The sequence below is a fragment of the Leptolyngbya sp. AN10 genome (assembly GCF_050565645.1).
Lineage (GTDB): Bacteria > Cyanobacteriota > Cyanobacteriia > Leptolyngbyales > Leptolyngbyaceae > Leptolyngbya.
In genome coordinates this window covers 70,231-82,774 of sequence record NZ_JBNXVP010000023.1, presented here as the reverse complement: position 1 = coordinate 82,774, position 12,544 = coordinate 70,231, and the positions used below count along the sequence as shown (strand labels likewise).

Sequence of the window (12,544 nt, the reverse complement as noted above, 5' to 3'; positions counted from 1 at the left end):
CGGTAGAGAACAAAGGTCAGATACTTAAAGTGCTGAGTCTTTGGTGCTGGATATGGAAAGCTTGGAGAAAGGTTGTGAATGTTGTCAGCGAGGAGAATATTTAGAAGCGATCGCACATTTTGATCAAGCGATTCGAGAAGACGTGAATTGCTCGAAAGCTTGGAATTATCGGGGCAATGCGCTTTCTGCACTGAAACGATTTGCAGAAGCACTGAACAACTACGATCGAGCAACATTTCTACAGCCTGACTATCATCAAGCTTGGTTTAATCGCGGATTGTTATTGATGGAAATGGGTGCGTATGGGAATGCGATCGAATCCTACGATCGAGCAATTGATCACTATTCCGATCCTGCTTACATTCATGCGAGAGCTTCGATCGGATTGAGAAAAAAGCTAGTACTATCTCCGTCGAGCTTTGCTGATCATCTTGCGTGAGAGTCTGAGGGTGAGATCTTCTTTTTCTGCCCAGTCTTGTAGTAAGCGGTAGAAAGTTTGTCGATCGTCGTTTTTCAATACTGCAACCTGATCCGCTGTTTCAATCACATAAGGATATCCGCCACCGATTACAATCTCAGCACGAACCCAATCTAAAATACGATCGTGCCAACCTTCTTCGTAAATCCAGAGCGGCAGTTCAATTCGAGCAGGATAACTATCTTTATTCGTTTTTAAATACGTGAAAGCAACGCGATCGCGGTGATAGCCATATAAATCTCGAATTCCAGGACGTTGAGACAGGAAGATTGGAGTGCGATCGCCCCATTGCATTTTGTTCTTCGCTCGATTTAACAATTGAGCATCGTGGATTGTTTTACTTTCAGGTAAATTACACAATCGCTGCAACATTTCTGTGAGATCTCGCGCACTCGAAGTATCGACATAGCCAACGACTGGAACGCGATAGTCTTCACTCGCTTCTAAGACGCTGCGAATACATCTCACATAGAAGGTTCGGGTTTCTTCGTCAAATGCTTCTGCAAAGGTCGCAATCAAGGAACCATCGAAGAACGCGAGACAAGATTGGCTCCCGGCGTGTTCTTCCATGTATTGAATAATGCGATCGCATTCCATTTCAAATCGTCGCAGATTCACTCGTCGATCGGCTAAATCACCCCGTCCAACTTTCAAATCATTCGGAGTCATGATATCGACTTTGATATCTTTCTCGTACTGATTGGACGGTAAATGATCATTCTCAAACCAACCGATTTGAACTAATGCAACGGGAATAGAAAAGTCCTTGCTCGGATAGATTTGAGAACCATCGACTGAGAAAGTAGAAATTCCGGTAATGCGATCGCGTACCCATTCCAAGCTTTCTTCGCGATTTTGCCAGCTTAGATTCGAGTGCATAACCCATTCGGGAAACAGTCCCAACGGCTCGATCGGTCTTGCTCCGCAGTCTTGCATTTCTTCTAAAGCTTTGAGCAATGCTTGATCTGATTTTTGCGACATTTGAATCAGTGCCGTTCCGTACTGTTGGAGCGCTTGAAGGGCAGCTTGATCAAACGACATGAATTCTTCGCGTTTACGATCGAGCAAGCTCAAAATCTCAGATGGCTTAATCGGCATGACTCGCACCAGTTGGTATTCGAGTACTATACCAAAGGTTTTCGATCGCGGCGAAAACCAGCCACAGATCTTGGTATTGTGGATCTGATAGCAATTCAAATTTATCAATGCCTGCCACGATCGATTCTCAAATTACAGCTTTTCCTCTCGCTGCCGTTGTTGGTCAAGAAGCGATCAAACTCGCGCTGCTGCTTGCTGCGGTTGATCCCGGTTTGGGTGGAGTCGTTATTGCTGGACGACGCGGAACTGCCAAATCTGTGATGGCTCGTGCGATTCATGCACTCTTGCCGCCGATCGAGGTTGTGAAAGATTCCGTGAGCAACTGTGAACCAAGTGCGATCGCAGAATGGGATGATTTCACGCTGGAACAGTTCGGCAATGTTGAAGATGTTCCGACGGAAGTGATTCGCGCTCCATTTGTGCAGATTCCTTTAGGCGTAACCGAAGATCGATTGCTTGGATCAGTCGATGTCAGTCAATCGATTAGACAGGGTGAAACGGTCTTTCAGCCTGGATTGTTGGCGGAAGCGAATCGAGGTGTGCTGTATGTGGATGAGATTAATCTTTTAGATGATCAGATCTCGAATTTATTGCTGTCAGCTTTAACTGATGGTCGGAATCAGATCGAGCGGGAAGGCATTAGTTTTCAGCATCCTTGTAAGCCGTTGTTGATTGCAACTTACAATCCCGAAGAAGGAACATTGCGGGAACATTTGCTCGATCGAATTGCGATCTCTTTGTCGGCAGATATGGTTTTGGGACTCGACGATCGAGTTCAAGCCGTGGAACAAGCAACGAGCTATTCTAATTCGCCTCAAGCTTTCCTCGAACAGTACAACGAAGACATTGACGCGCTGAAAACTCAGATCCTCTTGGCGCGAGAATGGCTTAAAGATGTTCAGATTAGTTTGGATCAGATTGAATATTTAGTCACAGAAGCAGTTCGCGGTGGAGTGCAAGGACATCGAGCCGAGTTATTCGCGCTTCGAGTTGCAAAAGCTCATGCTGCTTTAGAAGGTCGGACTCTGGTGAATGCAGAGGACTTGAGAAAAGCAGTCGAATTGGTGATCATTCCTCGATCGACGATCGTTCAAACGCCTCCCGAAGAAGCGCCCCCTCCACCACCGCCACCACCACCACCTCAAGATCAATCCGAACAGGAGCAAGATCAGCAGGAGGAACAAGAAGACCAAGACGAACAGGAAGATCAACCAGAGCAAGATACACCCAACATTCCAGAAGAATTCGTCTTTGATCCAGAAGGCGTGATTCTTGATCCTGAAGTGTTGTACTTTGCTCAGATGGCAACGCGGCAAGGAAAATCGGGAAGTCGCACGATCGTACTTTCTGAAGATCGCGGGCGCTATATTAAACCGATGTTGCCGAAAGGGAAAGTTCGCCGGATCGCGGTGGATGCAACTCTCAGAACGGCTGCACCCTATCAAAAATCGAGACGAGCAAGATCATCAGAACCGCTTCCTACAGGTCGCAAACGGGTGTTTGTGGAAGAAACGGACATTCGGGCGAAACGACTGGCTCGAAAAGCAGGAGCGCTGATTGTATTCGTCGTGGATGCGTCTGGATCAATGGCACTCAATCGGATGAATGCGGCGAAAGGTGCAGTTCTTAGCTTGCTCACTGAGGCGTATCAGAATCGAGATCAAGTCTCACTGATTCCTTTTAGAGGCGAACAGGCTGAAGTCTTACTGCCACCGACTCGATCGATTGAAGCGGCAAAACGGAGACTCGATCGATTACCATGCGGCGGCGGTTCTCCGTTAGCACATGGACTCACTCAAGCGGTTCGAGTTGGGTTGAACGCGAAACAATCCGGTGACATTGGACAGGTCGTGATTGTCGCGATCACAGATGGGCGCGGAAATATTCCACTCGCACGATCGCTCGGTGAAACGCTTCCCGAAGGTGAGAAGCCCGATATCAAAGGTGAATTGCTAGAGCTTGCGGCAAAAATTCGCGCTCTTGGTATTCAGCTATTAGTGATTGATACCGAGAACAAATTCATCTCGACTGGATTTGCTAAAGAACTCGCGAAACAAGCGGGTGGAAAGTATCATCACTTGCCAAAAGCCACCGATGCCGCGATCGCGGGAGTTGCTCGGAATGCGATCGCGGATATCAAATCAAAGTGACACAAAACTTAATAAGTTCTGTACGCTTAGAGAGTAAGTTCATATCGCGATTATGCTGACGGCTTCCTCTGTTTCAACGGAATACAAAATCTGGATGTGGAAAGGGTTCCAAGTCGCCTATCAAGCGCAAGGAACCGAAGGAATTCCAGTCGTTCTGGTGCATGGTTTTGGAGCTTCTTTTTTCCACTGGCGCAAAAACATTCCAGAACTGGCAAAAAATTGTCGAGTTTATGCGATCGACCTCATCGGATTCGGCAAATCTGCGAAACCCAAACCCGTTGAGCAAATCGAATATACGTTTGAAACTTGGAGCGATCAGATTGCGGATTTCTGCCGCGAAGTCATTGGAGAGCCAGCGGTTTTGATTGGAAACTCGATCGGCTGTATTGCGGTAATGCAAGCAGCGGTCGATCATCCTGAAATTGCTCGATCGCTGGCTTTGTTAAATTGCTCATTGAGATTACTGCACGATCGACATCGCGCCACACAGCCTTGGATCAAACGCATCGGTGCGCCGATCTTACAAAAAGTTCTGAAAAATCAAGCCTTTGGACAATGGTTTTTTATTCAGATTGCTAAACCAAAAGCAGTGAGAAACATTCTGCTGAAAGCCTATTCAAACCCTGAAGCCGTTACCGATGAATTAGTTGAACTGTTGCTTGGAGCCGCATCTGATCAGGGAGCCGCAGCCGTATTCATTGCGTTTACAGGCTATTCTTCTGGACCGTTGCCTGAAGATCTATTTCCAAAATTGCCTTGTTCAGCGATCGTACTTTGGGGCGAAAAAGATCCCTGGGAACCGATCGCGCTAGGTCGAAAATTTGCTGAATACCCACAAGTCAAAGAATTTATTCCACTTCCTGGCGTGGGGCACTGTCCTCAAGATGAAGCTCCAGACATGGTTAATCCGATTCTTCAGCGGTGGATCGAGCAATCTGGGAAATTAGATTCTTTGTGAAGCACGATCGCAATTCGATCAAGTTCAAGAAAAATACATCTTAACTCCGTAGTCTCACAGGTCTTCTTCACGGAATCCTTAGAATCATTCTGGTATTCCTCACTACCATAGAGAGTATTCCTGTTTGATTGCCTTCAATCACTCTCTAGAACCGAGATTACGCGGGTCGAGTCTCCGCCTGCATCCGAATCATCGCGTCCACGAGCGGGAAAATAAACACTCATTAGGGTGCATCAAGTACCAAGTTGCCCACTTTTAGCAGTACTTGATGATGAACGCTGACGCACTGACGACTTCTACCCAATCTCCGCTGGCGCTTGCCACTCCCCTCACTCCAACCCCTGAAGAACTCACAAAAACTCGATCGTCCTTACTCAATGCGACCACGCTCACACCGAGTGGCACTGGACTCAAGGCGGAGTACTTCGACAATCTCGATTTCACAAATCAGATCGCGACTCGAACTGATTCAACCGTCAACTTTAACTGGGGAGCGGGATCACCCCATACGATCGCACCGGATACCTTTTCTGTGCGGTGGAGCGGGCAAGTTCAAGCCCGATTTACAGAAACCTATACGTTTTACACGATCGCGGATGATGGAGTTCGGCTCTGGGTTAATGATCAGCTTGTGATCATTAACTGGGTAAATCAGGCTCCCACTGAACGACGGGGTGCAATTACGCTCAATGCTGGACAACGCTATAACATTCGGCTCGAATACTTTGAAAATACAGGGGGAGCCGTCGCTCGATTGGGATGGTTTAGTGCTAGACAAGCCCGCGAAATCATTCCTCAGTCTCAGCTTGCAAGTTCAGCTACCAGTAATTTAGGGACTGGACTCACTGGAGACTATTTTGATAATTCAAACTTCACCAACCTGATTACCACACGGGTCGATCCGACGATCGATTTCAACTGGGGAACAGGTACACCTTACGTTGGCGTTGCACCGGATACTTTTTCGGTCCGCTGGTCGGGACAAATTCAAGCTCCAACCACGGGAACCTACACGTTTGCGACCACTTCCAATGATGGGATTCGGCTCTGGATTAATGGGCAATCGATCGTCGATCGATGGGTGGATCTGAACAATGTGGAAAATCGTGGCACGATCGCGCTCGAAGCGGGGAAATGGTACGACATTCGCATGGATTACTACGATCGAACAGGCGCGGCGATGATGCGTCTGGAGTGGTGGTATCCCGGTCAAGCTCGACAAGTCGTTCCGCAAGCTCGTCTGTTTAACGTCTCATTTCGGGGAACACAGTTAGATGACACGATCGAGGGCGATGCGAACAATAATCTAATTCGGGGAATGGGCGGCAATAATGTGCTGCGAGGTAATGCGGGCAATGATGTTTTGATCGGTGGCAGTCGTAACGATACGATCGATGGCGGTGTGGGCGATGACACAGTGAGCTATGCGGAAGCAGGAAGCGGAGTCGCTGTTGATTTGGCACAAGGAATTGCGAGTCGAATGGCGCGAATTTTGCCGCTGGGAGATTCGATTACTTATGGAGTCTCTGCTTACAATCCGAGAACACAGACAGGAACACCAATCACGCGAGGGGGATATCGAGGAGTTCTGAGTGATTTAGCAACGAGCAATGGTATTACGTTCGATTTTGTTGGCTCTCAAACTCAAGCCTCTGATGCTCTGAGCGATAAAGAGCATGAAGGACATCCAGGAGATACGATCGATCAAATTGCGACGAAAATCAGCCGCTCTCAGATCAATCTTCGTACTCTGCAAGCGGATGTAGTGTTGTTGATGATTGGCACGAATGATACGAATAGTTCAGATACGCCCACGGTGATGCGCGATCAGTTAAGCCAATTGATTGATCAAATTACGAATGCTTCACCGGATGCGACTGTTCTTGTTTCTACGATCGCGCCGATTCTTCCTGAAGCTGCAACAGCTTGGAGAGATCTGGGTTTCTCTTGGTCGCCTCAAAAAGCGATCGACTATAACAATCTGCTTCCTGCTTTGATTGCGGCAAAAGTCGCTCAAGGGCGCAAAGTGCAATTGGTCGATATGCGATCGAAGCTCACAGCGGCTCACATTACTCCACTTCCAACCGATGCGGGTGTTCATCCAACTCTGGAAGGCTTCAACATCATGGGACAGTCTTGGTACGATGCTTTGAATAGCAGTTTTGGAACGGTCCAAGGCAACTTCGCAGTCGATCGCGATCAATTGATTAGTATCGAAAATGCGATCGGATCAGAGTTCAACGATATGTTAGTTGGAAATGATGGCGTGAATGGAATCGATGGCGGTGCGGGAGACGATCGGATTATGGGTGGTAAAGGAAACGATGTTTTAGCAGGGGGCGCGGGTGTAGATACATTTGTCTACCGAGATGCAACTGAAGGTGGAGATTTGATCACAGACTTTACAGCGCTCGATCGATTTGAAATTTCGGCTGCTGGATTTGGTCTAAGTTTGGAGTCGATGCCACAGTTAATCATTGATGGATTAGCAACGCTTAATACACCAACCTTTTTGTACAACAATGGCGTACTATCTCTGAATAACAATGGTAGCGAAACGGTGATTGCACGATTACAAGGTTCGCCCGCTTTGGATATTAGTCAAATTCGACTGGTTTAAGTCTCGCCCTCGATTGAAATCGGGGCTAACAGAGGAAAGTCCACTGAAGGGACTAAACTTCTCTCTGAGTATGCTTCAGCATACTTTCGCCTATTAGCCCGGAAATTAATTTCCGGGTGAATTGAACCGAAGCGAGTCGGGAGCATTGACACAAGATTGTGAACAGACTCAGGCTTACGATTTGAGCCGATCGTAACAAGCCGTCATCGATCGTAGTTTCTCCGCCAGTTCATCGGTCAGCACTTCAGAACTGGTGTATCGCCATCTCCAATTTCCTGCATACTGACTCGGATCATTCATTCTCGATCGACCATCCAATCCAAAAATGTCCTGCAATGCCGGAATCGCCCAGATTGCAACTGAAGCAAGCGCCATTCTAACTAAGAGCCAATGAATGTTAGTTTTATCTGGGCTGTAGCCGATGTATTGAACAAGGAACTCTTTTTCGTGTGATGTTGCTGTGTTCCACCAGCCGATCGCAGTATCGTTATCGTGTGTTCCAGGATAAACCACGCAGTTCTGCACATAGCAATGCGGTAAATGGGTGTTGCTGGCATTGTCACTAAAGGCGAACTGTAGAATCTTCATGCCGGGGAAATTAAAGCGATCGCGTAATTCCTCGACTTCAGGCGTAATAATTCCAAGGTCTTCGGCAAGAATTGGCAATCGACCTAACCGTTGCCCCAAGGTTTCAAAAAATTCGGCTCCAGGTGCTTCGATCCATTCCCCCTTGATCGCAGTTTCTTCACCTGCGGGAACTTGCCAATACGCTTGGAAACCGCGAAAGTGATCGACTCGAACAATGTCTACATATTGCAAAGTCGTTTGAAAGCGTTGTATCCACCATTCATAGTTCGTTTTCTGAAGCTGATCCCAGTCGTAAACTGGATTGCCCCAAAGCTGTCCCGTCGCACTAAAGTAATCAGGTGGAACGCCTGCAATGTAAGTCGGTTCAAACGTTTCTCGATCGAGCTTAAAAATCCCTGGATGTGCCCAAACATCGGCACTATTATGACAAACATAGATCGAGATATCGCCAATAATTTGAATGTTCTTCGAGTTTGCATACTGGCGCAATTTCATCCATTGTTCAAAGAACTTGAACTGTAAGAATTTGTGAAATTGCACTGCTTCTTTCAAGGTTTCACTCATCGATCGGAGCGCCGAAAGTTCGCGATTTGCGATCGCTGAATCCCATTGATTCCAGTTCTTTCCTGGATTCGCTTCGAGCAGTGCCATAAACAATGCAAAATCATCAAGCCAATCGGATTGTTGTTGGCAGAACTGATCAAACTCAGATTTAGGAGTGAATCGATCGGAAGCTAATTTGAGCAGTTTTGTTTTGTAGGGGATTACTCGATCGAAGTCTACTCGTTCTAAGCCACCTTCCATCGGGATCAGTTCATCTGTTTTAAGCAATCCTTCTTCGGCAAGCTGTTCTAAGCTAATCATCAAAGGATTTCCAGCAAACACACTAAAATTCATCGTGTAGGGTGAATGCTCATATCCGGTCGGTGCTAAGGGCAGAATTTGCCAAAGTGATTGACCACTTTTTGCCAAAAAATCCACAAATTCATACGCCGATTTTCCCAAGTCACCGATGCCAAATTGACTCGGTAAACTCGTTGGATGTAGAAGAATTCCGCTCGATCGCTGAAACATCACCCAAATCCCTCCACGCTGATCAACGCTAGAGTTTACTGCAATTGATGAGCCAAGTCATGATTCTAAAGATGGAACTTCTATCACAAACGTACATTGTAAATAATCAGTCTTAGGATCATGATGAAAATAACCGGGATCAACTAGCGTAATACCGTAATTTCAGGCAAATCAATGCTGACGATGATGCAGTCCTCAACGCTGAACTCTGATCCTCAATGGTACAAAGATGCCATTATCTATGAAGTTCCAGTTCGCGCTTTCTCGGATAGTAACGGGGATGGGATTGGGGACTTTCGCGGCTTAACTGAAAAACTAGACTACTTACAAAATTTAGGAGTCACTGCGCTGTGGGTGCTGCCCTTTTTCCCGTCACCGTTGCGGGATGATGGGTACGATATTGCGGACTATAACAGTGTGAATCCGATCTATGGCTCGATCGAGGATTTTCAAGCATTTCTCGAAGCTGCTCATGCTCGTGGAATTCGCGTCATTATTGAACTGATTATCAATCACACTTCTGATCAGCATCCTTGGTTTCAACGCGCTCGACGTGCTCCAGAAGGCTCGATCGAGCGGGATTTCTATGTATGGAGCAACACGCCAGATAAGTATCAGGAAGCAAGAATTATCTTTCAAGATTTTGAGCTTTCTAACTGGACTTGGGACGCTGTTGCTAAGTCTTATTTTTGGCATCGTTTCTACTCGCATCAACCGGATTTGAACTATGACAATTTGGCTGTACAAGAAGCTGTGTTTGAAGTGCTAGATTTCTGGTTAAAGATGGGTGTGGATGGCTTGCGAATGGATGCTGTCCCCTATCTGTATGAGCGCGAAGGTACAAACTGTGAGAACTTGCCGGAGACTCATGCTTTTCTAAAAAAGCTGCGTCAGCGAGTTGAAGAGAACTATCCCGAATGTATGTTGCTGGCAGAAGCAAATCAATGGCCCGAAGATGCTGCGGCATACTATGGAGACGGCGATGAATGTCACATGAACTTTCACTTTCCATTGATGCCACGATTGTTTATGTCGGTGCGAATGGAAGATAGTTTTCCAATCAGTGATATTCTGCAACAAACGCCTACGATTCCTGAGAACTGTCAGTGGGGCATTTTCCTACGAAATCACGATGAGTTGACCTTGGAAATGGTCACAGATGAAGATCGAGATTATATGTATCGCGTTTATGCTCAGGACAAAGAAATGCGCGTCAATCTGGGCATTCGACGACGATTAGCACCTTTGTTAGGCAACGATCGACGACAAATCGAACTGTTAAATAGTCTATTGCTCTCATTGCCAGGAACTCCAGTTCTCTACTATGGCGATGAGATTGGTATGGGCGATAATGTGTATGTGGGCGATCGTAATGGTGTTCGTACCCCGATGCAGTGGAGTGACGATCGTAATGCGGGTTTTAGTCGCGCTAATCCACACAAACTATACTTACCACTAATTGTAGATTCTGAGTACAACTACACTACGGTGAATGTAGAATCTCAGCGATCGAATCCGAATTCCCTACTCAATGCAATGCGGCGTTTGATCGCGACTCGTAAACGATTTCAAGCCTTTGGACGGGGGGAGTTTCAGCTACTACACCCCGAAAATCGTAAAGTTCTAGCTTTCACTCGTCTGTATAAGGATGAATGTATTCTAGTGGTAGCAAATCTTTCACGGTTTGTTCAAACTGTTGAATTAGATCTATCTGAGTTCGCAGGTTCGATTCCGATCGAGATCTTTGGTAGAACAGAGTTTCCAACTGTTCAAGCTGCTCCTTATTTTCTTAGCTTAGGAGCGTATGCGTTCTACTGGTTCAGCCTCAAGCCTCAAGAGGTTGAACCGATGACAGGATCAGCCTTACCAACAATTCGATTAACAGGCAATTGGCAGACCGCATTGACTAAACCGAATACTCCTTTAGAAACGGTTCTGTCGAATCATCTGATGCAACATCGCTGGTTCAGAGCCAGAACTCGATCGATTCAATCGACGCAAATTGTAGAATCGATCACCATTCCCTACCAGTCTAGTGAAGCTCAAATCGTTTGGCTGCAAGTCAATTATTTGCAAGGACAGCCCGAAACATACATCGCGACTGTTGCTCATGCAGATAGCAATCATACAGTCGCAAACGAATCGATCATTGCTCAAATTGAAAACAATGGAGTGTTATTTGCTGCGATCGCAGATCAGAATTTCTTACTAGGACTGTTGGAACTGTTTGCGAATGGCGATCGCTATTCTGGACGATTCGGACAACTCAGCGCAACTCCTATCGAACCTTTTTCACCGCTCGAAGCTAGTATCTTCAGAGGCGAACAAAACAATACATCAATCCTCTATGGTGAATCTGTCAAAACGAATGCAGAAGCAACTTTAATCCTCAAACTGTTCCGCATTGTTGAAGAAGGAGTGAATCCAGAGCTTGAAATGCGCCAGTTTCTACAATCACGGTTCACTCAAGTTCCGAAAATCATTGGAACGTTGAACTATCAAGTATCGGGAAAAGCACCTTCAACGATCGCGATTCTGCAAGAGTTCATTTCAGATGCGATTAGCACTTGGGACTACACACTCGATAGTCTCCGAACTTACTTTGATTCGGTGATGACTTCTGAAGCTGAAGTTCCAACGATTCAAGATGAGATTCCTGATGTCGCTCAAGTAGCAATTAGGACTTATCTACTAAACATTGAGCGATTAGGACAACGCACAGCCGAATTGCATTTAGCATTAGCTTCAGATCACGATAATCCTGATTTCAAACCAGAACCATTTACAACACTGTATCAGCGATCGATTTACCAATATGCTCGAAATCTTACCGGGCAGGTCTTTCTCGCCTTACGCAATGCGCTCCACCAAATTGATGATCCGCTTCTAGCACGAGAAGTTTTAGAACTGTATCAGCCTTGTCTCGATCGATTCCGCAAAACCCTAGATTTGAAAATTACTGCGATGCGGACTCGCTACCACGGAGATTTTCATCTTGGACAAGCGCTCTATACTGGCAAAGATTTTCTGTTTATTGATTTTGAAGGCAATACTGCCCGCAGTTTAAGCGATCGACGAATGAAGCGCTCTCCGTTGCGGGATGTCGCGGGAATGCTGCAATCAATTCATGATGCTTCTGCGATCGCGCTTAACAATGAAGTTAACAATGCAGAATTTGCACCCGAACAATTAGAGAACATGAAGCAATGGGCGCAACTTTGGAAACATTGGGTCAGTAAAACGTTTTTGAATGCTTATCTTGAAGTAGCACGACAAGACAGCTTTCTACCACAGAACGATGAGGAGTTGCAGCGATTGTTCGATCATTACTTACTAGAGAAAGCAATCTTTGATTTAGGAAAGGCGTTAAGCGATCGTTCTTCTCATCTTGAGATTGCTATGCTGCGAATTCTTGAGCTTTGCTCAAAGGAGAATTTTGATTAGGCGGTGTTTGAGAGGTGTAAAAATTTTCTCGCTGCGTTCGATTTCGCCTCGGAATGAATTCGGGGCTATCGGTGCGAAGTCCGTTGAAACGGACTGAAGAAATTGAAATTATCTTTTAGTCCCCTTTAGTGGAC

The 12,544-nt window shown here is 46.2% G+C and carries 8 protein-coding genes; 5 read left to right on the top strand and 3 right to left on the bottom strand.

What is annotated here, in order from left to right; translation table 11 throughout:
- Positions 1 to 52: 52 nt before the first annotated feature.
- A complete protein-coding gene (locus ACQ4M5_RS27155; RefSeq protein ID WP_430678870.1) occupies positions 53 to 439 on the top strand; it encodes a tetratricopeptide repeat protein in 387 nt (128 codons plus the stop codon).
- On the opposite strand, the gene ACQ4M5_RS27150 is transcribed toward ACQ4M5_RS27155, so the two are convergent.
- Both ACQ4M5_RS27150 and ACQ4M5_RS27145 read right to left on the bottom strand, forming a co-directional pair.
- The gene (locus ACQ4M5_RS27150; RefSeq protein WP_430678869.1) at positions 404 to 1,576 is read right to left on the bottom strand and encodes a DNA double-strand break repair nuclease NurA; all 1,173 of its coding nucleotides are present in this window, start codon (positions 1,574 to 1,576) and stop codon (positions 404 to 406) included. The genes ACQ4M5_RS27155 and ACQ4M5_RS27150 overlap by 36 nt on opposite strands.
- Positions 1,566 to 1,694 carry a hypothetical protein gene (locus ACQ4M5_RS27145; RefSeq protein WP_430678868.1) on the bottom strand — a complete coding sequence of 43 codons (129 nt, stop codon included), beginning with the start codon at positions 1,692 to 1,694 and terminating at the stop codon, positions 1,566 to 1,568. The genes ACQ4M5_RS27150 and ACQ4M5_RS27145 overlap by 11 nt, the downstream gene beginning before the upstream one ends.
- Between ACQ4M5_RS27145 and bchD the strand changes: the two genes are divergently transcribed.
- The 3 genes from bchD (at position 1,684) to ACQ4M5_RS27130 (ending at position 7,304) form a co-directional block, all read left to right on the top strand.
- Positions 1,684 to 3,726 (top strand): magnesium chelatase ATPase subunit D, encoded by a 2,043-nt coding sequence (gene bchD / locus ACQ4M5_RS27140; protein WP_430678867.1) that lies wholly within the window; start codon positions 1,684 to 1,686, stop codon positions 3,724 to 3,726. The genes ACQ4M5_RS27145 and bchD overlap by 11 nt on opposite strands.
- A gap of 52 nt (positions 3,727 to 3,778) precedes the next feature.
- The gene (locus ACQ4M5_RS27135; RefSeq protein WP_430678866.1) at positions 3,779 to 4,684 is read left to right on the top strand and encodes an alpha/beta fold hydrolase; all 906 of its coding nucleotides are present in this window, start codon (positions 3,779 to 3,781) and stop codon (positions 4,682 to 4,684) included.
- Positions 4,685 to 4,952: 268 nt separating this feature from the next.
- The gene (locus ACQ4M5_RS27130; protein WP_430678865.1) at positions 4,953 to 7,304 is read left to right on the top strand and encodes a PA14 domain-containing protein; all 2,352 of its coding nucleotides are present in this window, start codon (positions 4,953 to 4,955) and stop codon (positions 7,302 to 7,304) included.
- A gap of 174 nt (positions 7,305 to 7,478) precedes the next feature.
- On the opposite strand, the gene malQ is transcribed toward ACQ4M5_RS27130, so the two are convergent.
- Positions 7,479 to 8,966, bottom strand: coding sequence for a 4-alpha-glucanotransferase (gene malQ, locus ACQ4M5_RS27125; protein WP_430678864.1), 1,488 nt, complete (start codon positions 8,964 to 8,966; stop codon positions 7,479 to 7,481).
- A gap of 174 nt (positions 8,967 to 9,140) precedes the next feature.
- Between malQ and treS the strand changes: the two genes are divergently transcribed.
- Positions 9,141 to 12,410, top strand: a complete 3,270-nt coding sequence (gene treS / locus ACQ4M5_RS27120) for a maltose alpha-D-glucosyltransferase (protein ID WP_430678863.1) — start codon at positions 9,141 to 9,143, stop codon at positions 12,408 to 12,410.
- Positions 12,411 to 12,544: the final 134 nt, after the last annotated feature.